The 19,221-nt window shown below is 64.3% G+C and carries 18 protein-coding genes; 10 read left to right on the top strand and 8 right to left on the bottom strand.

Going from position 1 to position 19,221, the window contains the following annotated elements:
- Positions 1-128: 128 nt before the first annotated feature.
- The 4 genes from Q5H94_RS15030 to Q5H94_RS15015 form a co-directional block, all read right to left on the bottom strand.
- Positions 129-680 (bottom strand): hypothetical protein, encoded by a 552-nt coding sequence (locus Q5H94_RS15030; protein ID WP_304562105.1) that lies wholly within the window; start codon positions 678-680, stop codon positions 129-131.
- Between the two features lie 254 nt (positions 681-934).
- Positions 935-1,192, bottom strand: coding sequence for a hypothetical protein (locus Q5H94_RS15025; protein ID WP_304562104.1), 258 nt, complete (start codon positions 1,190-1,192; stop codon positions 935-937).
- Between the two features lie 62 nt (positions 1,193-1,254).
- Positions 1,255-2,037, bottom strand: coding sequence for a transglutaminase-like domain-containing protein (locus Q5H94_RS15020; RefSeq protein WP_304562103.1), 783 nt, complete (start codon positions 2,035-2,037; stop codon positions 1,255-1,257).
- A 79-nt stretch (positions 2,038-2,116) separates the two neighbouring features.
- Positions 2,117-2,851 (bottom strand): Bax inhibitor-1/YccA family protein, encoded by a 735-nt coding sequence (locus tag Q5H94_RS15015; protein WP_304562102.1) that lies wholly within the window; start codon positions 2,849-2,851, stop codon positions 2,117-2,119.
- Positions 2,852-2,973: 122 nt separating this feature from the next.
- On the opposite strand from Q5H94_RS15015, the gene thpR reads away from it, so the two are divergent.
- The 3 genes from thpR (at position 2,974) to Q5H94_RS15000 (ending at position 6,355) form a co-directional block, all read left to right on the top strand.
- Positions 2,974-3,513, top strand: a complete 540-nt coding sequence (gene thpR, locus Q5H94_RS15010; protein ID WP_304562101.1) for an RNA 2',3'-cyclic phosphodiesterase — start codon at positions 2,974-2,976, stop codon at positions 3,511-3,513.
- 83 nt (positions 3,514-3,596) lie between these two features.
- Positions 3,597-4,355 (top strand): response regulator, encoded by a 759-nt coding sequence (locus Q5H94_RS15005; protein WP_304562100.1) that lies wholly within the window; start codon positions 3,597-3,599, stop codon positions 4,353-4,355.
- A 68-nt stretch (positions 4,356-4,423) separates the two neighbouring features.
- The gene (locus Q5H94_RS15000) at positions 4,424-6,355 is read left to right on the top strand and encodes an AsmA family protein (protein WP_304562099.1); all 1,932 of its coding nucleotides are present in this window, start codon (positions 4,424-4,426) and stop codon (positions 6,353-6,355) included.
- 136 nt (positions 6,356-6,491) lie between these two features.
- Here Q5H94_RS15000 and Q5H94_RS14995 read toward each other — a convergent pair whose 3' ends face one another.
- A complete protein-coding gene (locus Q5H94_RS14995) occupies positions 6,492-7,352 on the bottom strand; it encodes an oxygenase MpaB family protein (protein ID WP_304562098.1) in 861 nt (286 codons plus the stop codon).
- A 173-nt stretch (positions 7,353-7,525) separates the two neighbouring features.
- Between Q5H94_RS14995 and Q5H94_RS14990 the strand changes: the two genes are divergently transcribed.
- From Q5H94_RS14990 to Q5H94_RS14980, 3 genes are all read left to right on the top strand, one after another.
- Entirely contained in the window at positions 7,526-7,903 is a 378-nt protein-coding gene (locus tag Q5H94_RS14990; protein WP_304562097.1) for a hypothetical protein, read from the top strand.
- Between the two features lie 58 nt (positions 7,904-7,961).
- On the top strand, positions 7,962-9,338 hold the full coding sequence (locus tag Q5H94_RS14985) for an L-serine ammonia-lyase (RefSeq protein WP_304562096.1): 1,377 nt from the start codon (positions 7,962-7,964) through the stop codon (positions 9,336-9,338).
- 253 nt (positions 9,339-9,591) lie between these two features.
- The gene (locus Q5H94_RS14980; RefSeq protein WP_304562095.1) at positions 9,592-10,872 is read left to right on the top strand and encodes a tyrosine-type recombinase/integrase; all 1,281 of its coding nucleotides are present in this window, start codon (positions 9,592-9,594) and stop codon (positions 10,870-10,872) included.
- Positions 10,873-11,052: 180 nt separating this feature from the next.
- On the opposite strand, the gene Q5H94_RS14975 is transcribed toward Q5H94_RS14980, so the two are convergent.
- Genes Q5H94_RS14975 through Q5H94_RS14965 form a run of 3 tightly spaced genes read right to left on the bottom strand, consistent with a single transcriptional unit; the run spans position 11,053 to position 13,944 of the window.
- Complete coding sequence (locus tag Q5H94_RS14975; protein WP_304562094.1) at positions 11,053-11,838, bottom strand: class II aldolase/adducin family protein; 786 nt, start codon at positions 11,836-11,838, stop codon at positions 11,053-11,055.
- Positions 11,831-12,721 (bottom strand): alpha/beta fold hydrolase, encoded by an 891-nt coding sequence (locus Q5H94_RS14970; RefSeq protein WP_304562093.1) that lies wholly within the window; start codon positions 12,719-12,721, stop codon positions 11,831-11,833. Before Q5H94_RS14970 ends, Q5H94_RS14975 begins: the two co-directional genes overlap by 8 nt.
- Before the next feature lie 17 nt (positions 12,722-12,738).
- The gene (locus Q5H94_RS14965) at positions 12,739-13,944 is read right to left on the bottom strand and encodes a CaiB/BaiF CoA transferase family protein (protein ID WP_304562092.1); all 1,206 of its coding nucleotides are present in this window, start codon (positions 13,942-13,944) and stop codon (positions 12,739-12,741) included.
- A 202-nt stretch (positions 13,945-14,146) separates the two neighbouring features.
- Here Q5H94_RS14965 and Q5H94_RS14960 point away from each other — a divergent pair, with 202 nt between their 5' ends.
- From Q5H94_RS14960 to Q5H94_RS14945, 4 genes are all read left to right on the top strand, one after another.
- Positions 14,147-14,944: an enoyl-CoA hydratase-related protein gene (locus Q5H94_RS14960; RefSeq protein WP_304562091.1), complete on the top strand. Its 798-nt coding sequence runs from the start codon at positions 14,147-14,149 to the stop codon at positions 14,942-14,944.
- Between the two features lie 11 nt (positions 14,945-14,955).
- On the top strand, positions 14,956-15,939 hold the full coding sequence (locus Q5H94_RS14955) for a LysR family transcriptional regulator (protein WP_304562090.1): 984 nt from the start codon (positions 14,956-14,958) through the stop codon (positions 15,937-15,939).
- Positions 15,936-16,853 carry a LysR family transcriptional regulator gene (locus tag Q5H94_RS14950; RefSeq protein WP_304562089.1) on the top strand — a complete coding sequence of 306 codons (918 nt, stop codon included), beginning with the start codon at positions 15,936-15,938 and terminating at the stop codon, positions 16,851-16,853. Before Q5H94_RS14955 ends, Q5H94_RS14950 begins: the two co-directional genes overlap by 4 nt.
- A gap of 107 nt (positions 16,854-16,960) precedes the next feature.
- Positions 16,961-19,195: a TonB-dependent receptor gene (locus Q5H94_RS14945; RefSeq protein ID WP_304562088.1), complete on the top strand. Its 2,235-nt coding sequence runs from the start codon at positions 16,961-16,963 to the stop codon at positions 19,193-19,195.
- The last annotated feature ends 26 nt before the right edge of the window (positions 19,196-19,221 follow it).

The following is a 19,221-nucleotide window of genomic DNA, read 5'->3' as shown; positions in this document are numbered from 1 at the left end:
GGCGGAGGCCGGGGTCCAGTTGGGAAAGCGCGCATGATTGAGCGCAGCGTGCGTTAGAACGACCTGCGTGACTGGACCCCGGCCTTCGCCGGGGATCAGCTACCTATCTGACGCGGTAAACTGCGGCCTTAGTTCCGCAGCTCGCTGACCTCGACCTTTTCCACCCATTTCGGGAAGAAGGCCGGCTGCCGGTTCGACCAGCCCGACGCGGTCGCGGCGGCTTCGCTGATCGACTGGAGCAGCTTCCGGCGCAGGTCGGGATGCAGATGCGGCAGCGCCGCCGCCGAGCAGAAGGCGGCCGGCAGCCACGGGCGAACCTCTGCCCCCAGCAGCCGCTCGTACAGGAACCGATAGGCCGAGAAGGTCGTGATCCGGCCCTGGCCGAGATCGAACGCCGTCACCGTCATCAGTGGCGCGAGGAACGGCTCGATCGCGTCGAGGCCGCTGTCGTCCGGGATCATTTCGCGGATTTCGGGGAGGCGGGCGTAGAGCCGGGCCTGCGCGCGGATGCTCGCCGCCTCGACCACGTCGCGCGACCAGCGCGTCATCGCGTCGTCACGGTCGAGACCGATATCGAGCGAGCGGCGCACGTAGCGCTGCGTCGCGGATGAAAAGCTCGCGAATTCCTTCATCTCCGCCAGCGTCATCGCGCCATTGGCCGGCTTCATACGTGCACCCATAAGACCCACCCCGCCCCAGCAATTGAGAACCAGGTGATGATGCGCGCAGATGGTTAACACCGTCCTTAACACCTCGTCGCCCGGTGTTAAGGAAGGGATCATGGATTTTGTTGCGATGCAACACGCGTTGCGATGAACCGAGTCAGCCCCAGGATTTCCCTGTGGATTGTGGCATTTCGGACTCGGTTTGATGCGCGATCACCCCGGTTTTCACCGGGGTGATCCGTAGCACTACTTAGGATCGGAAGCGGGGCTCACTTGCCCTTTTTCTCCTGCAACTTGCGTTCCGCATCCTCGTCGAAGCCTGACGAGGCCGGCGGCTGGTCGCTGCTGGCGGGCTGAGTCGTTGCGGGCGGGTCGCTGGCATCCATCGACTCGTCGAGCGCATTGTCGAGCTGCGCTTCCTGGTTCTCCGGGTCGCGCTCTAGCCGTTCGGCGATCGACTTGTCCTGCCCGGCATCCTGTCCGGGATGATGGGCATCGCGGTCGATCTGTTTTGCATCCTCTGTCATGGTCAACCTCCTGGCTGTTACGAGGATAGAACGATTGGTCGCCAGCAACCGTTCCGTAACAGTCAGACGATCTCGCGTGTGACCGTAACGGTCTGTTCGTTGAGGATAGCCGCACCGAAGGTCGTCATGAAGGCGATGTCGGTCGCATCATGGCCGACCGCGACGACGGCGAGCTCGCCCGGTTTCGCCATGCCGGTCGCATCGGCGAGCCGCCACGCGCCCTCCAGCCAGAACTGCGCGACCGCGTGGAAATCGGGCGGATCGACGCCGGGGGCATAGGCCGAAACGCAGCGTGCCGGAATGCCGCCCGCGCGCGCGAGCGCGACGAGCAGATGCGCATAGTCGCGGCACACGCCGTGGCGGTTGGCGAAGGTCATCAACGCGGTGGTGACGCCGGTGCTGCTGCCCGATTGATAGGTCAGGTGCCCGCCCACCCAGTCGAGCAGGGCGGCGGCGAGCGGCCCGCCGCGCAGGTTCGGAAACTCCTGCGCGAGGAAACCCTCGAACTGGTCGGACTCGCAGTAGCGGCTGGGGAGGAGGTAATTGACGGTTTCGGCCGGCAGCATGCGCGGCGGCGTTTCCGCGAGGCTCGCGAGCGGCACGTCGGGACGGTCGATCTCGACGGTGGCGGTGTAATTCACCTTCAGCCGGTTCTCGGCATAGGCCCAGCAGCGTTGGCCGACGCCTTCGGAACCGACCGTGGCGCGCAGCGGCTCCAGGCTCGAAACCCAGAGATCCTGCGATACGATGATCTGGTCGGGCATTCCCGCCGCTTCCACCAGCAGCAGCGTGTCGGCGGCACCGTCGAGATCGTAGTCCAGCACAACGTCGATCTTCAGGCGCATCGCGATCCTTTCGGGCAAGAAAAAGGCCCGGCGGGTATCCCCACCGGGCCTCATGCCTACCGAGCGTTTGTTACCGGCTTTAGTTCCGGTTGCCGAACAGGCGGAGGATGAAGAGGAACATGTTGATGAAGTCGAGGTACAGGTTCAGCGCCGACATGATGACGAAATGCTGCTCCTGGCCGGTGCCCGCGACGTGCGCGTACATGCTCTTGGTGCGCTGCGTGTCGTAGGCGGTGAGGCCCGCGAAGATCAGCACGCCGACGAAGCTGATCACCAGTTCGAGCATGCCCGACTGGAAGAACAGGTTGAGCAGGCTCGCCACGATCAGGCCGACGAGGCCCATGATCAGGAAGGTGCCCATCGCCGACAGGTCGCGCTTGGTGGTGTAGCCGTAGAGGCTCAGGCCAGCGAACGCCGCCGAGGTGGCGAAGAACGACTGCGCGATGGCAACCGGCGTGTAGCGCAGGAAGATCGTCGACAGCGACAGGCCCATCGCGATCGCGAAGCCCCAGAACATCGCCTGCAGCGTACCCGCCGACATCCGGCTCTGCCCGAAGCTCATGCCGAACACGAAACCGAGTGGCGCCAGAGTGATAACCCACTTGAGAATACCAGGCCCGCCAAACACCTGCACCGCGGCGCCGCTCATCACGAAGCCGAGTGCGACGATGCCGGTCAGCAGGACGCCGGACAGCATGTAATTGTAAACCGACAGCATATAGCGCCGCAGACCCGCGTCGTACGCTTCGGTACGCGTCGCCGATGCCGCGCCGAAGGGCGAGACGTTCGGGGTGGGGTCAGACCAGTTTGCCATTGCAAAATCACTCCATGACCGGCGATTGCCGGGTTACTGCCGAATATCGCCCCATACAGAGGGCATTTCAAGAGAATCCGGCTTTTCGGGATGTCGTTGTCCGACGTTAATGTGGTGTTGCCATGCACAGACTTTTTGTTGCTGTCCGCCCGCCGCGCGCGATCCGTGCCACTCTGGAGCAGGCGATGGGCGGCGTGGGCGCCGCGCGCTGGCAGAATGACGATCAGTTGCACCTGACGATACGGTATATCGGTGAGGTCGACCGGCGGATGGCAGAGGAAATTGCGATCGCGCTCGGCCACGTCCACGGCTGCGCGGCAGAGGTGGCGATCTCCGGCGTCGGCGCGTTCGAGCGGCGCGGCCATGTCGATGCGCTGTGGGCGGGCGTGACGCCGCACGATGCGCTGGCGGCGCTTCACCGCAAGGTCGATCACGCGCTGGTGCGGATCGGGCTGCCGGCGGAGGGACGCGCCTATCTGCCGCACATCACGCTCGCGCGGTTGCCGCGCTCCGTCTCGCCGCCGGAGATCGCCGCGTGGCAGGCGCGCGAGGCGGGACTGGCGAGCCCGGCCTTCACCTTCGAGCATCTGATCCTGTTCGAAAGCACGCTGGGCGGCGACGGTGCGGCCTATGAAACGGTGGCGCGCTGGCCGCTGACCTGAAGGTGCCCGAAATGGGTCATCTGCGCCACGGTAGTGAAGGGCCCGTTAATCCTGTCGCGTTATCGCGAACATGGGAGATCCTGATGTCCGCGACAAAGGTGCTTGTAGTCGACGACTCAACGACGATGCGCGCTATCCTTACCAGTGCGCTCGAACGGAATACGGGTATCGTCGTGGTCGGGTCGGCCGGCGGCGCCGAGGAGGCGCGCCATATGATCGCGGCCTATCATCCCGACGTGATCACGCTCGATGTCGAGATGCCCGGCATGACCGGCATCGAGTTTCTGGAAGAGTTGATGACCACGCGCCCGATCCGCGTCGTCATGCTTTCCTCGCAAACGCCGAAGAATTCGACGGTCGGCCGCCTCGCCGCGAAACTCGGCGCGGTCAGCTTCGTGCCGAAGCCGCCGCGCTCCAGCCCGGACGAGTTTTCGCGCTTCTCGGCGATGCTGGGCAAGGTCGTGCTGGCGGCGGCGGCGACAGATCTCGACGTCCGCAAGGTCGGCAACGAGGCCACCATCGGCGTCGACGTCGCGCGCGACTATCACTGGGACGGCGCGCAGCTCACCATCGAAGGCGGCGATGTCGGCGCGCGCTATCACACCGTCGTCGACTTGCGCCGGATCGCGGCGGAACTGCGCGCGACCGCCGAGGGGACCGAGGAAGTCGGTAATTTCCTGACCGACGACCCCGACCTGTGCGAACGCTACGCCAAGGAATTGCAGGCAATCGACCGGCTCGCGCAGCGCCAGCGCTGCCTCGCCGACATGATCACCGCGGCGACGCTCGACGAGGCCAAGGCGGCATGCTCGCTCGATGAGCTCGTGCGCGTCATCTTCTGACCATTCGCCCCATTGGCGGAACCGGAGGCAGGCTTCATACGGTTAGGCGTGGAAGGATGCTGCGCGCCATGACCATGACACCCGCGACGAGGTCGCTGCTGCGCCTCGCCGGATGGGTTGTGGCCATTCTCGCCGGCCTCGCCGCATTGCTCGTTCTCGCCCTTGGTTTCCTGCCGCCGGGGCTGGCGAAGACCTTCGCCGAGCAGCGGCTGTCGGCAAGCTACGGCGCGCCGGTGACGATCGGGGCGATCACGCGCGATCAGACGTTTTCGTACACGCCCGATCTCGCAATCCGCGACATCAGGATCCAGCAGCCGGGCTGGGCCGGGCCCGGCGATTTCATGCGAATCCGCGCCGTGAAGCTGCGCCTGTCGATCTTCGGCGCGCTGTTCGGCCATTCGGCGCCGGAAAAGCTGACGATCGAGGGTGCCGATATCGCGCTGGTGCGGCTGGCCGACGGCACCTCCAACTGGGGCCGGAAGCGCAAGCCCGGCGATCCGCCACCCAAGGACAGCACGCCGAAGCTGAAAGACCTGATCGTCACCGACAGCCGCGTCTCGCTGCGCGACGCGAGGCGCGGGCTCGTTCTGGCCGGCCCGGTCAGCGTCGACGCGGCGCGAGGCCTGCGCGTGACGGCGCTGGGGACGTTTCAACAGACGCCCACGACGCTTGAGCTGCGCGGCGGGCGCGTCACCGGCATCGATCCCGCCGCCGCCTATCCGGTCGAGGTGCATCTCGCCTCGCCCGCGCTCACCCTAGATGCGAAGGGTTCGATGGACGGCGTGTTCGACACACGCCATTTCGCCGCGACGATGACCGCGCGGGCGCCCTCGCTCAAGAATCTCGACCGGTTGATCGAGGCAGGGCTGTTCGGCACGCAGCCGATCGCGCTGATCGCCAAGATCCGCCACGAAGGGCGCGACTGGTATGTCGACAGCATCGGCGGCGGCATCGGCCGCTCGCGCTTCGTCGGGCGGGCGACCGTCAAGAAGCATGACGTCGGCGACGTGCAACGCACGGTGATCGACGCGACGATCCGCGCGAGCCAGTTCGATTTCGACGATCTTTCCGACGCTCAGGGTCAGGCGCAGGCGGCGAGGAGCCGTGCCGCTGCCGGCCCGCGCGTGCTGCCGCCGACGCGCATCAACCTGTCGAAACTGTGGAAGACCGACGGCAGGATCGCCTTTCGCATCGACAGGATTCTGGCCGGCAAGGGTACGGTGTTCCGTACGCTGAACGGTGTGATCGAGCTCGATCACAAGGTGCTGACCGTGCGCAACGTCAACGCGACGCTTGCCGATGGGCGGATGGGCGGGACGATCACCGTCAATCACCGCGAGGGCCGGCCCAAGCTCAATGTCGATCTGCGGCTGGAGGGGCTGACGCTCGACGCGCTGATCGGCAGCCCCGGCCAGATCAGCGGGCCGGTGCGCGGGCGCATCCTGCTCGACGGTGAGGGCGATACCGTGCGCGAGGCGCTGGGCAATGCCAGCGGCCGTGCGGCGATGGTCGCGACTTCGGGCAGCCTGAAGGCGACGGTCGCCGACGTGCTGGGCCAGGATCTTGGCGGGACGATCGGCCATGCGATCTTCCACCCGTCCGAGCGCGTGCCGCTGCGCTGCCTCGTCGCCAATTTTTCCGGGCGCGGCGGGGTGCTGAGCCCGAGCCCGCTGGCGATCGATACGGGCTCCTCGATCGGGCGCGGCAGCGGAAGGATCAATCTACGCGATGAGACGATCGCGCTGTCGCTGTCAGGCGCGAAACGCGGCGGCGCGGCGCTTCGCATCGTCGATCCGATCGGCGTCGGCGGGACACTGACCAAGCCCGAGGTCTCGATTGCGGGCTCGGCCGCGCCGGGTGCGCCGACGACGGGCGGTATCTTCAAGGCGGTGGGGCGCTCACTCAAGGATGCGCTCGGACTGGGCAGCAGGGAGGCACCGCCGCGCCTCGCCTTCGTGCCGCTCGACTGCGGGAAGATGGCGGCCGCGGCGCTGCGCTGAGGCGCGGAAAGTCACACTAAGGTCACACTGATCCGAGGGGCGCGCGGATCGCTATGCCTTTTCGGAAGCAGCTGAAAACGCCGAATTTCAAAGAGCCGATACGCGATATCATACGCCTTGCGTGTAGGACAGCGCGTCAGTCCCGCGGGGTGGCGCGCCCGGCGAAGGCCCATTGCAGCGATTGCGCGATCGCCATCGTGCCGGCGCGGACCACCGGCACCTCGATCGCGGAAGGATGGAGGCCGTGCAGGTCTTTCGCCCAGGGCGGCATCAGATCGACGGCGGCGTGCATCAGCATGCGCTGTACCGGCGCGAAGCCGAGCGACGGCGCGGGCTGCGTCAGCACCATCCGCGCAACCTCGCGCGTGCGAGCATTGGCGGTGAGGGCGGGGCGGAACGCGGCGACCAGCGCCTCGGCCTCCGCGCGGGTCTGCGGCACCGGATCGCAGCCGAGCGCGGTCGCGACGAGCCCGGCCTGCGCGACGTACGTGTCCTGATCGGCCAGCGACATGCCGCGCTCGCCGTAGCGGATCCAGGCATCGAGGAAACCGATCACCTCGCACACATGCACCCACGCCAGCAGCTTCGGATCGCTGGCGGCATAGGGCGTGCCGTCGGGCAGGACGCCGTTCACGCCGAGATGCACGCTGCGGACCTTTTCGATCGCGGCCTCCGCGGCGGCGCGCTCGCCGTATGTAGTGACGGCGATGAAGCGTGCGGTGCGCCGCAACCGGCCGAGCATGTCGCTGCGGAAGGTGCTGTGATCCCACACCCCCGCCAGTGCGGCGGGGTGCAGCATCTGCAGCAAAAGCGCGGTGACGCCGCCGATCATCATCGTCGTGACATCGCCGTGGACGCGCCAGATGACGGAATCGGGCGGGTAAAGCGCATGGGCGGAGCGCACCACCGGCGTCTCGCCGCTCGCGCGATTGTTGAGCACGCCCTGCACGCGCCCGACGAGCAGGCGGCGGAGGGGATTGGTGCGGGTGCCCGGCATCTGCGCGCGCCTGTATCAGAGTGCGGTGAGCGCGGCCATATCCCGCAGCGATTCCGGCCGACCGGGGGTGGACTCGGCGTGGCGATATTTCCGGGCGTTCCGCGTCATCGTGCTTGCGCGAATCGGGGTTTGCGGTATCGTTGAGAACGATTCGCAATAAGAGGATGCGAGATATGGGCAGCGTGGCTTCCCCGGTGGCGACGACGCCGCTTTACGAGGCGCTGCTGCTCGGTGCGGTGCGCGCCCGCGCGGCGGCACGCGAGGCGCGTCAGCCGATCCAGGTCGCGCTGTCGCAACTCCCCGCGCTTGGCGGCGCCAAGATCCTGTCGCCGGTGCTCGACAGCCTCGTGCGCTTCTACGAGGCGGCGTTGGGCCGGCGCATGACGATCGGCAGTGACGCGGCGGCGAGCGGCGATGAGAGCCTGCTGCTCGATCTCGTCGGATGCCGCACCACCTGCGCGGAAGGGCTGGAGTGCAGCGCCGCGGCGGGGGCGGGGCTCGACTGCGCGCTGTGTTCGACGCGGGTGATGCTGATGATGAGCGCGGAATAGCGCGCGCCGCGCCCTAACACGGTTGCCCTGAGGCGACGCGGCCTCCACTGTGGGGGCGATGCCCAGCCTCCATGCCAAAGCCGACCCGACGCGCCCGATCAGCGTCACCGAATTGTTCACGGTCGGCATCGGCCCGTCGAGCTCGCACACCGTCGGGCCGATGCGCGCGGCGCGGGTTTTTGCCGAGGGCGTCGCCGATCGCGGCGTCGCGTCGCTCTCGGTGACGCTGCACGGCAGCCTCGCGCTGACGGGGCGGGGCCATGCGACGGACCGGGCGGTGCTGCTCGGCCTTGCCGGCTTCACGCCCGAGGGGGTCGATCCCGATGCCGTCCCTGCCATCGTCGCGGCGATCCACGGCGAGCGGGCGCTGATGCTGGCGGGCCGGCAGGCGGTGCCGTTCGATCCCGCGATCGATCTCGTGTTCGACAAGGCGTTCCTGCCGGGGCATCCCAACGGCATGACGTGCGTCGCGGTGCTGGACGACGGGGCGAGCGTGACGCGCCGCTTCTATTCGATCGGCGGCGGTGCGATCGTCGAGGACGGGGTCGAGCCGGCGCGGCTCAACATCGTGCTGCCCTATCCCTTCTCGTCGGGCGAACAGATGCTGGCGCTGACGGCGGAGACGGGGCTGACGATCGCCGATCTCGAACGCGCCAACGAGGCGACGTGGCGCGCGCCGGCGGAGACCGAGGCGTTCCTCGACGGCGTGCGCGCGGCGATGGTGGCGAGCATCGAGCGCGGGTGCCGCAGCGACGGCGTGCTGCCGGGCGGGCTCGAAGTGCCGCGCCGCGCCAAGGCGCTGCACGACAAGCTGGTCGCGCGGGGTCCGCGCAGCGATCCGTCGACGGTGTTCGACTGGGTGAGTCTGTGGGCGCTCGCCGTCAACGAGGAGAATGCCGCCGGCGGCCGGGTCGTGACGGCGCCCACGAACGGCGCGGCGGGCGTCATCCCGGCGGTGCTGCGCTACTACGAGACCTTCGTCCACGGCGCGACGCCGCGCGGCGCGCACGACCTGTTGCTGACGGCATCGGCGATCGGCTGCATCTACAAGAAGCGCGCCTCGATCTCCGCCGCCGAGATGGGATGCCAGGGCGAGGTCGGCGTGGCGTGCTCGATGGCGGCGGGCGGGCTGGCCGCGGCGCTGGGGGGCACGCCGGGGCAGATCGAGAATGCCGCCGAGATCGGCATGGAACACAACCTCGGGCTGACGTGCGATCCGATCGGCGGGCTCGTCCAGATTCCGTGCATCGAACGCAACACGATGGGCGCGATCAAGGCGATCAACGCCGCTTACCTCGCGCTGCACGGCAACGGCAGCCACATCGTCAGCCTCGACGCCGTCATCGAGACGATGCGCCAGACAGGCGAGGACATGCGATCGAAATACAAGGAGACGTCGCTGGGCGGGCTGGCGGTGAACGTGGTGGAGTGTTGAGGGCTGGGAGGGCGCCGTGCTGAGTGAGGTCGCTTGCGCTCCCGTCACCAGCGTGCGCGAGATGTGCCCCGCACATTTCGCGTCTCGCTGGTGACCCCTACGGGATTCGAACCCGTATTTCAGCCGTGAAAGAGCGTATCGAAAACGTTCTCGGACTTCCCAGGACATAATAATTTCAGATACTTATGGCTGGACTATCCATGCTGATCCGGTAGAATCTGAGCTGTATAGTAGACAAATTCTGGACAAGCAGATGGCTCGCACCGTCATCGATTACCGCCTTCAGGACCGCGCCGCTCGCAGTCGTCTTAAGGTTCGCCACGAAACGTATTGGCGTTCCCTCTCAGAAGGGGTCCACCTCGGCTATCGGAAGGGGCGGCTGAAAGGATCGTGGATTGCGCGATGTAAGATGCCGGATGCGCGATATGTAACCGGGGTGCTCGGCGAGGCCGATGACCACTGCGACCGTGATGGAAAGACGATCCTCAGTTATCGCGAGGCGTTCGAGGCGGCGCTTCGCTGGGTCGAGGCGAGCCTGCGAGGCCCCGATGTTACGGACGACAATTCTCAGATCACGGTTGCGGAAGCGGTGCGTGCCTATCTTGTTTTGCGTGATGCTCGGCGCGCCAAGCAAGTCGGACGGCTCGTTCGATCAGACGCCCATTATAAGCTCACCCCCCATGTTCTCGATGACGAAACCATTGCGCCGCTCCTGCTCGCGAATATCGCCGAGAAAGACCTGCGCGAATGGCAGATGCGCATTTCGCGAACCAATCCGGGGGGCGTCCAGCGGTTGGTCAACGATTTCAAGGCTGCGCTCAACGCGGCGTATGCCGAGCATCGCAGGCAACTTCCCGCTGACCTGCCTAACACGATCAAATGGGGCCTTACCGTGAGCGCACCCGAAATTTCCCGGCCAATCGCTCGCGAGAACCAGATCTTAAGCGACGACCAAATGCGTAAGATAGTGGCGGCCGCGCGCGCGTTGGATGAGGATTTCGGTCGACTCGTCGTGATGCTCGCCGCCACCGGTGCACGTTTTGCGCAGCTGGCACGCATGACGGTCGGCGACGTTCAGGCGGAGCACAACCGTGTGCTGGTGCCGCAGTCATTTAAGGGTAAGAAGCGCGTCCTCCAATATATTCGCGTTCAGGTTGGAGCCGATACCCTCGCTGAACTCGCTCCAGTCACCAAAGGCCGCAGCCCAACCGCGACCCTGCTGGAACGCTGGAGGCACAAGCAAATCGCCCCGATGACATGGGAGCGCGTCGATCGCGGTCCGTGGTATACCGCTTCGGAGATGTCCCAACTATGGAAACAAACCGTTGTTGCCGCAGGATTGCCAACCTCCACCATTCCGTATGCGTTACGGCATAGCTCAATTGTGCGTGGCCTGCGTTTCGGGTTGCCTATCCGTCTTGTCGCGGCGCTCCACGACACCTCTGTGGGAATGATCGAAAGGCATTATGCACGTTGGATCACAGAGGGTCTCGACGAATTGGCAGCGCGCGCGGTCATTCCGATCGCCGCCTAAGGGACGTAAACTGCGCCGGGCGGCTCGATGGCTTCAGCTCTTGCGAAATAGGAGTTTCTTAAGCCCGACGCCGAATGAGTTTGCATCCGACGTTGACCGCTAACCTGTGGCGGGATCAGCGTTGCTGCAGGCTGAACCTGGCTTCACCCGAGTCCGTAAATCCACAGTCATTGTCTTAAGCTATGGTGCAGGCTGGGCTACTGCCTCCCGCAGGGTCAATTCGACGTCTTCGAGCGCATCCGGCTCCATCTCGGCGATCATTCGAGCGATCGGACCGAATGCGCGCTTGCCGCCAACAGTCGTTCCAACTTGGCCAGCGGTATGTGCGGCAGCTTCTTGTGACATGGGCTTCACCGTGCCCGCGGCGCGCGCGAGCAGCTGGACGTTGCAGCAGTCTTCGAGGCTGAGGAACCACCAAGCCGCTTCTTCGACCGATTGGCCCACAGTCAGCAGACCGTGATTGCGAAGGATCGCTGCCTTGCTTTGTCCAAGCGTCCTCGCGATCCGAACTCCCTCGTCCTCGCCAAACACGACGCCGCTATATTCGTCGTAGACTGCCAAGTCCCCGAAAAACGCGCAACTGTCCTGGGTCAGCGGCAGCAACACATCGTCGATCGCCGAAAAAGCGCGACCCGCAGTGCTGTGCGCGTGACACGCGGCGATCACGTCGGGTCGGGCGTGGTGGATCGCCGAATGGATTGCGAATGCAGCGCGGTTAAGCGACCCGCTGCCGTGGATCACCTTCGAATTGTGGTCGACCAGCAGCAAATCGCCCGCCGTGATACGGCTAAAATGCATTCCGAGCGGATTGACCCAAAAGCAGTCCGCAAACTCTGGATCGCGCGCCGTGATGTGACCGGCCAATCCCATGTCGAACCCGTGTCGTGCAAACGCGCGGAACGCGATTGCGAGGGATCGCTTTCGGGTGGCCCGCTCGACGGCAAAATCTTGGCCGGTCTCAGTCATACGTGGAACTCCCAATCATTTTCGATGCGAGTATGGCGATCGCGACTGCCAGCGCGGGAGGATTCTGTAGCGGAACGTGATGTCCTGCTCGGGTAATTACCAAATGTGGGGTGCCCGACGGTGTGATAGCGCGGTTGCGTACCTCACGTGCCGCGTCAAAGGCCTCGCTTGCGTCGCCACGCACAAACGCAACGGGACACAGTGCGGCTGAAAAGGCCTGGGAAAGATCGGGCGTACTACCGATGTCCCGCAGTAACATCGGGTCCTGCCGCCAATAGTGGCCGCCTCCGTCGGCCGCGCACAAGCCGTCTGCCACGACCTGATCGATAATGAAATCGGGAGCGGGCTCTTCCGGGAACAGTCGATAGCGTGCGCGCGCTTCGGCAACGGTGGCGAAGTGACGGCGCGCCGCGCTGGGCTGAATCCGGTCGCCATTGAATTCGGCCTCAATGGCGCGATCGATCATGATGAGACCACCAAAGCGCGCTTCAAGTCCGACCGCTCCAAGCGCGACGACGGCGCCAAAGGAATGCGCCGCGATCACCGGTCGCCTGCCGTCTTCAAAGAGGCCGGACCCGATCGCGAAATCTATCAGTGTCGCCGTATAATCGTCTTTGCTGTACCGCTCACGCCACTGCGATCCGCCCATGCCCGGCCAGGACGGCGCCACCACGTGCCAATCGTCGCACATCAAGCCTGCGACTGCGCGCCACCAACCGGCGTGCGCGAGGATGCCGTGCAAAAGCAAAAGTGTCGGCCGGTCGCGCGAACCCCATTCCAGCCACTGTATCGAACAATCGCAGGCTTGCGAGATGTGTGCGACGTGAGGCCTGTTTATCGCCTCGATAAACCAGACCGGTGCGTCGTTCGCTGGATCCGTCATGAGCGAGGCTCCGACCGTCACAGGATGCCGGCCGCCCGCAGCATGTCAATGCGGGTATCGTCGAGCCCGAGGATCGATCGCAGGACATCAACGCTGTCCTCCCCCAGGACTGGCGTCGGCTTGTAGTCCACTGGTGTGCGGGAGAGACGAACCGGGTTGGCGATCAAGCGCATATGGCCGGATTCCGCGTGGGTCACTTCACGAACGATTTCGCGGGCGACCATCTGCGGTTCGGCGAGCGCGTCGGGAATGGTGTTGACGCGGGCAATGATGACGCCCTTCGGGGCGAGCAGGTTGACCCAGTGCGAGCAGCTGTTGGTTTCAAAAATGTCCTGGAATATCCCCATCGTCTCGCCTTTGTGGGCGACCCGGTCCTCAGGTGTCGCGAAATGGGCATGTGTCAGCAAGTCCGGGCGACCAAGCCCTTCGCACAACAACCGGTAGCGATCCTGACCGACTGCGGACACCTGAACATATCCGTCGGTGCAGCGAAACGCGCCGACCGGGACCGATCCCTCAGCGGAGCCGTTGCCCATGCGCGGAGGCACGGTGCCGGTCATAAGATAGGATTGATAATGATGGCCCAGCGCCGCGATCATCGTCTCGACCATGGAGATGTCGATCGCTTGCCCGCCACCGCCGCGCTGCTTGTGGAGCAAAGCAGCGAGAATACCGATCGCCGCATAGAGCCCGCCCAGCACGTCGCCGACGAAGAAGCCGACTTTGAGTGGACCGGAATCGGGCTCGCCGGTAACGCCCATCACGCCGCTCATCGCCTGGAACACGCTGTCGATCCCGCCGCCAGAGGCAAGCGGCCCGGTTTGGCCGAAAGCCGTCAGCGAGCAGTAGACGATGTCGGGATTGATCGCGCGGATGCTGTCATAGTCGAGACCCTTGCGCGCAAGGTCGCCCGGCTTGAAATTCTCGATCAGGACGTCGCAGTGCCGGGAGAGGTCGCGGACAAGCTGCTGCCCTTCGGCACTCCCCAGATCGATCGTTACCGATCGTTTGCCGCGGTTGGCGGCAACGAAAAGCGGCGCATTGACGGCGCTGTGCGCATCTCGAAGTTCGGGAGCGACCAGCCTTCGATTGTCGTCACCGCGACCCGGGCGTTCGATCTTGATGACCTCGGCGCCGAAATCCGCCAGCATCTGCGTCGCGGTGGGGGCAGCAAGCATCCGCCCGAGATCCAGCACGCGTATCCCGTCCAGCAGCGACGCCATGAAATCTCTCCCCGCATCCGCCGTAACGGCGTTACTTGGCCATCGCCCCTACGCGACACTCGGCGCCCGCTAACAATCAAATGCTGCGTGAAGGTATCGGCGACGCCGATATCATCAGTCGCGCCTATCAATCCCTGCACCAATCGATTTCGCAAGCGCCATCGGCGACAGCAGACGGCAGGTAACAATGAGAGGTATCGGGATGGCAATGGTGGCAGCGCAGGGTGAGGCGGAGTTACTGACGCAGCGGGTTCGCGATCATGTTCTCCTGGTTACGATCAACCGGCCGAACGCGCGCAACGCAGTCAGCCCTGATGTGGCCAAGGGACTCGCCGCCGCGATCCGCCAGGTCGACGAGGATGATGACATCTGGGTCGCTATCCTCACCGGCGCGGGCGACAAAGCGTTCTGCGCCGGTGCCGACCTTAAGGCAGTTGCAGCCGGGCGCACGGCGGAATTGAGCACACCCGAAAACGGGTTTGCCGGCTTCGTTTTTGCCGATCGAAAGAAGCCGTGGATCGCCGCGGTTAATGGCCCGGCGCTAGGCGGCGGCTGCGAACTGATGCTGGCGTGCGACTTCAGCGTCATCGGCGACAACGTAACAATCGGCCTGCCAGAGGTGCATCGCAGCGTAATGGCCGGCGCGGGGGGCATGTGGCGGCTGCCGCGCGCGATTCCGCGCGCGGTCGCGTTCGAGATGATCGGCCTGGGCATTCCGATTGCGGCGGAACGCGCACTGGCGCTCGATCTGGTGAATAGAGTGGTGCCGCAAGACCAACTGATAGACGAGGCGTTGGCCTTTGCCGCGCTGGTCTGCAAGGGTTCGCCGGTAGCAGTGCGCGAGAGCTTGAGGGTGGCACGCAGGGCGTGGGATTGCACGGAATCCGAACTGCGTGATATTACGTCCGAAGCACGGGAGCGGCTCATCCGAACGCAAGACTATGCCGAGGGGCCGCGCGCGTTCGTAGAAAAGCGTCCGCCGCAATGGACGGGGCGTTGAGAGGCACCTGAATGGCTGGCGACACTCGCTTCGGCATTCCGCATTTTGAAGATGTCGCGCTGGATATGCGCATGTTCCTAACGTTCGAGGCCGTTGCGCGGCTTTGTTCGTTCACGGCCGCTGCGCGAGACCTTGATCGTGGCCAGCCTTGGGTTTCTGAACAGATCGCGAGGCTCGAGGCGCAGCTTGGACAGCAATTGTTCGTCCGGTCATCGCGCCGCGTTCAGCTGACAGCGCTTGGTCAGGCTCTGCTGCCGAGCGCGCGCGAGATTGCGGCTGCCATGTCCGACGCCCAAGCCCATGCCGCCGGTGTCCGAACGCTGATGACGCACCGGGTGCGGATCGGAGCGTGCCGCAAGCTCGCTGCCGATCCCCACCGGCGACGATTGATCGAGCAGTTCCTGCGGCGCAATCCGACAGTGGATGTCTCGATCATCAACGACGACACCCCTGCGTTACTGCGGATGCTTCGGGATCGTGAGATCGATCTGGTCATCACATTTGGTGAGAGTGTCGAGGGAGCGGAGCGCGTCGAAGCGATGACGCTGGCACGCTACGAGGCGCAGTTGCTGGTGCCGCCGACCGACCCGCTAACGCGACACAAGGTCGTCACGGCGGCTTCGCTGGCGGGCAGGGCTGTGGTGTGTGGGCCGGTACGCGGTGATCCGCAGCTTCATGCCCGCGTGTTCCGAGCAATTGAGGGTTTCGACAAATTTTGCGTGGAGGCGCCGGAATCGGATTCCCGCGCGATCAACGCCTTTGCGACGCAGCGCGGCTTGCCGTCGCTACGTTGGGGGCGGCCGGGCGGGTCGCGCCGGACGTTGGACGGCGGCGTTGCGATCCCCATCGTTGATCCCCCGATCAGCTGCACACTGGTGCTGGCGCGGTGCCGCGGGCTGTTGCCCGGGACCGCCGCCGACCGGGTCTGGCGGCTGGCGCGGATGCTGTACTGCGCGCCGGAAGACGAAGACACGAGGCAGGCCATCGCATCGTGACGACAGTATTTGAACCGCGCCTCGCGGTCTGCTTCGCAGTCGTTGCCGAACACAAGTCCTTCACAGGCGCAGCCGAGCTGATGGGCCTGTCGCAGCCGTCGATTTCCGAACAGATTCTGAAGCTGGAGAGCCAACTCGGCTTCTCGCTGTTCGCGCGCACGTCGCGCGCCGTCGAGCTTACGGTGGAGGGGATCGCGTTCTTGCCGCACGCGCAGCGCATCACTCATGCTCATAACGAAGGACGCCGCTTCATCGACATGGTGCGCTCGGGCGTCAACGGCACGCTTCGTCTCGGCACTCTCGCCCTGACGCGGGAAGTCCCGGAGCGTATCGCCCTGATCGACGGTTTCGTTGCGGCTGCCCCGTGGACGCGTCTGGAAATAGTCGATGGCCCGCACTCGTTTCGCGAAATGCTGCGGGCGGGAGAGGTCGATGCCTTTATAGGCTTCTACTATCCCACGGATTCAAACGGCGAGTTCGAGATGCGCCCGATTCATCGCAGTATCGCGCATCTGCTCGTGCCGACGGCGCACCGACTTGCAGAAAGCACGACGCTCGCCATCCAAGATCTCCCGGGCGAGCGACTAGTGACCTTTCCGCGTGGCGACGATCCTGCGCTCTACGACCTGATCTACACGCGTTTCGCGGCGGCGGGAGTCCAGTTAGTCCAGGGGCCTGAGTCCAACCGGAGGACGATCGAGGATTTCGCGCGAGCGCGCGGCCATCTAACGATCAAATGGCGATCGATCGTCGCGGCGCGCAAGCTGCTGGACGGCGTTATCGGAATCCCGATGTCCGGTGCACCGCTGACGACTACGCTCGCGCTATTCCGAAAGCGAGATTCCGCCAATCCGGCGGTCGATCTGTTGTGGCAGATGGCAACCAGCTATGCGCCCGAACCGCGCGAAGGCTGAGCCATTGCCGCTAGCTATCGATGCTTCACCCAACTGATTGGCGTGTGAACAGGGCCCAACCTACCGTCCACTGACAGAGAACCGCGGGTTCCAACAGGAGAGGGTAAATGGGGAAATCAGATTTTCGATGGGTTGGTGCGCTGTTGCTCGCCTCGACAGCGCTCGGATGGAGTGTTCCGGCGATGGCGCAGAACGCACCGGATTCGGCGCCGGCCACCGCTGCGCCTGACACCGATGATATTGTCGTTACCGCGCAGCGTCGCAGTGAGCGGCTGCAAGATGTGCCGATCTCCGTAACTGCGATCGAGGCCATTCAGTTGGCGCGCAGCGGTATCGATTCCACCGCCAAGCTCACGCAGGTCGCACCGGCGCTGAACTTCACTCAATCTGCTTTCGCACCCCAGGCGACGATCCGCGGCGTCGGCACGCGCGGCGTGAATGCGGGCGATGAGTCCGTCGTGCCGATCTTCATCGACGGTGTATATCAGCCGTTCCAGCTCGCCTCGTTCTTCGACCTGAGCGACGTGTCACGCATTGAGGTACTGCGCGGGCCGCAGAGTACACTCTACGGCCGCAATGCCACCGGCGGTGCGATCAACATTATCACACGCGAGCCGACCGCCGATCCGACGGCGGAGCTGAACTTCCGCTACGGCCGGTTCAACATGACCGACTTGAGCGGCTACGTCTCTTTCGGCAGCGATCGGATCGCGACCAGCATCGCGGGTCGTTGGCGGCGTGATGATGGCTATGCCCGCGATATCATTTCAGGGGCGAAGCTCGCCAGGATCGACAACGTATCACTGCACTGGAAAACGGTCGCGCACCCCACCGATACTTTCACCGCTACGCTAGGCGTATTGTATCGCAACGGACGCGACAATACGAGCAGCGCAATCCAGCCGATCAATCGCAACACGACTGCGCTTCGCGTCGATCCGACGGCGGTCGTCCCGACCGAGCCCTATCAGAGTTCGCTCGGTTTTTATCCCGACATCCAGACAATCCTGACGAACGTCTCGCTGAATCTCGCTTGGGACGTTGGCCCGGTCACGCTGCACTCGATATCCGGGTACACCAGCGGCATCGTAAAAGGGACGAACGATTCGGATGCGCTGCTGCCGCTCGCATCGCAGCTTAGGTTCTTCACCTATGGAAAATCACTCTACCAGGAGATCTATGGCACGGCCACGGTTGGGCCAGTCGATCTGACGGTGGGCGGGGTATATTTCCACGATGCGTCGCGTTCCAATCCTTCGGAGTCCGAAGCGCGCAATCTGACGACGTTGCAGGTTACCAAAACCGACACCTATTCGCGTCTTTTAACCGATTCCTTTGCCGGCTACGTCGACGCCAAGATCTCATTTACGAAACAGATCATCCTCATTTTGGGCGGTCGCTACACTTCGGAGACCAAGGCTTTCTCGACGAGTTCGACTTCGCTCAACGAAAGCACCAACGTGTCGACGCTGACCGGCCCCATATTCAATCACAAAACCTGGTCGCGTTTCACACCGACCGGAACGCTGTCCTATCAGCCGACCGATGCGGTCAACCTGTATTTCAAGGTGGGTAAAGGATTCAAATCGGGCCTTTTCAACGCAGGTAGCTTGATCTTGACGCCAGTCGATCCCGAAGACATCACGCAATATGAAGTTGGTGCGAAGCTGAAGATCCTGCGCGGTGTTCAACTCAATCTTGCCGGGTATCGCAGCAATCAGAACGGTGTTCAGCTAACGGCGCGCGATCCGGTCACGGGGCAGACCTTCCTACAAAACGCAGCGTCGACGGAGATCACGGGTTTCGAAGCGGAGTTGCAGTGGCGCGTGACGCCCGCGTTCAACTTGCGCGCAGCCGCGACGGGACTTCGCGGCAAATTCACCAGCTTCCCGAACGCGTCGGTCACGATCCCGTCTACGTCGGTGAATCCTGTCCCCGCAACCGCTTGCGTTCCGGGCACCGGCACCGCGATACCGGGCAACCGCTCGCTGATCTGCGACGTCTCCGGCAAGAACATCATCCGTACGCCCTTCGTGACGCTGAACTTCGGCGGCGACTATCGTCTGGATGTCGGAAGCGGTGCCGTCACCTTTGCCGGAAATATCTTTCATGCGGGATTGAGCTACTGGGACCCGCTAAATCGCCTTCGGGAGCCGCCTTACACGCAAGCCAACGGCAGCATAACCTACCAGCCGGCACATGCGAACTGGCATATCGGAGTGTGGGGCGAGAACCTGACCAACAGCAAGAACCATCTGTCGATCGTTACTTCGGGGACGGGTGAGAACCAGAGCTTCGTACGGCCGATTTCATACGGCCTTGAAGTTGGCGTGAGGCTGTAATGGCCGGCGCGGTCTGTCACCTCGAC

Origin of the sequence: Sphingomonas immobilis (assembly GCF_030580995.1) — a bacterium.
In the GTDB taxonomy this organism is placed as follows: domain Bacteria; phylum Pseudomonadota; class Alphaproteobacteria; order Sphingomonadales; family Sphingomonadaceae; genus Sphingomonas; species Sphingomonas immobilis.
The sequence above is the reverse complement of the archived record's forward strand: the minus strand, read 5'-3'. Positions and strand labels throughout refer to the sequence as shown.

What these genes read in the sequence shown, in the direction of transcription:
- Q5H94_RS14970 (WP_304562093.1), bottom strand. Translation starts at nt 12,721, where the DNA reads ATGACGGATCCAGCGAACGACGCACCGGTCTGGTTTATCGAGGCGATA.
- Q5H94_RS14960 (WP_304562091.1), top strand. Translation starts at nt 14,147, where the DNA reads ATGGCAATGGTGGCAGCGCAGGGTGAGGCGGAGTTACTGACGCAGCGG.
- thpR (WP_304562101.1), top strand. Translation starts at nt 2,974, where the DNA reads ATGCACAGACTTTTTGTTGCTGTCCGCCCGCCGCGCGCGATCCGTGCC.
- Q5H94_RS15000 (WP_304562099.1), top strand. Translation starts at nt 4,424, where the DNA reads ATGACCATGACACCCGCGACGAGGTCGCTGCTGCGCCTCGCCGGATGG.
- Q5H94_RS15020 (WP_304562103.1), bottom strand. Translation starts at nt 2,037, where the DNA reads ATGCGCCTGAAGATCGACGTTGTGCTGGACTACGATCTCGACGGTGCC.
- Q5H94_RS14990 (WP_304562097.1), top strand. Translation starts at nt 7,526, where the DNA reads ATGGGCAGCGTGGCTTCCCCGGTGGCGACGACGCCGCTTTACGAGGCG.
- Q5H94_RS14985 (WP_304562096.1), top strand. Translation starts at nt 7,962, where the DNA reads ATGCCCAGCCTCCATGCCAAAGCCGACCCGACGCGCCCGATCAGCGTC.
- Q5H94_RS14955 (WP_304562090.1), top strand. Translation starts at nt 14,956, where the DNA reads ATGGCTGGCGACACTCGCTTCGGCATTCCGCATTTTGAAGATGTCGCG.
- Q5H94_RS14980 (WP_304562095.1), top strand. Translation starts at nt 9,592, where the DNA reads ATGGCTCGCACCGTCATCGATTACCGCCTTCAGGACCGCGCCGCTCGC.
- Q5H94_RS14975 (WP_304562094.1), bottom strand. Translation starts at nt 11,838, where the DNA reads ATGACTGAGACCGGCCAAGATTTTGCCGTCGAGCGGGCCACCCGAAAG.
- Q5H94_RS14965 (WP_304562092.1), bottom strand. Translation starts at nt 13,944, where the DNA reads ATGGCGTCGCTGCTGGACGGGATACGCGTGCTGGATCTCGGGCGGATG.
- Q5H94_RS14995 (WP_304562098.1), bottom strand. Translation starts at nt 7,352, where the DNA reads ATGCCGGGCACCCGCACCAATCCCCTCCGCCGCCTGCTCGTCGGGCGC.
- Q5H94_RS14945 (WP_304562088.1), top strand. Translation starts at nt 16,961, where the DNA reads ATGGGGAAATCAGATTTTCGATGGGTTGGTGCGCTGTTGCTCGCCTCG.
- Q5H94_RS15025 (WP_304562104.1), bottom strand. Translation starts at nt 1,192, where the DNA reads ATGACAGAGGATGCAAAACAGATCGACCGCGATGCCCATCATCCCGGA.
- Q5H94_RS15005 (WP_304562100.1), top strand. Translation starts at nt 3,597, where the DNA reads ATGTCCGCGACAAAGGTGCTTGTAGTCGACGACTCAACGACGATGCGC.
- Q5H94_RS15030 (WP_304562105.1), bottom strand. Translation starts at nt 680, where the DNA reads ATGGGTGCACGTATGAAGCCGGCCAATGGCGCGATGACGCTGGCGGAG.
- Q5H94_RS15015 (WP_304562102.1), bottom strand. Translation starts at nt 2,851, where the DNA reads ATGGCAAACTGGTCTGACCCCACCCCGAACGTCTCGCCCTTCGGCGCG.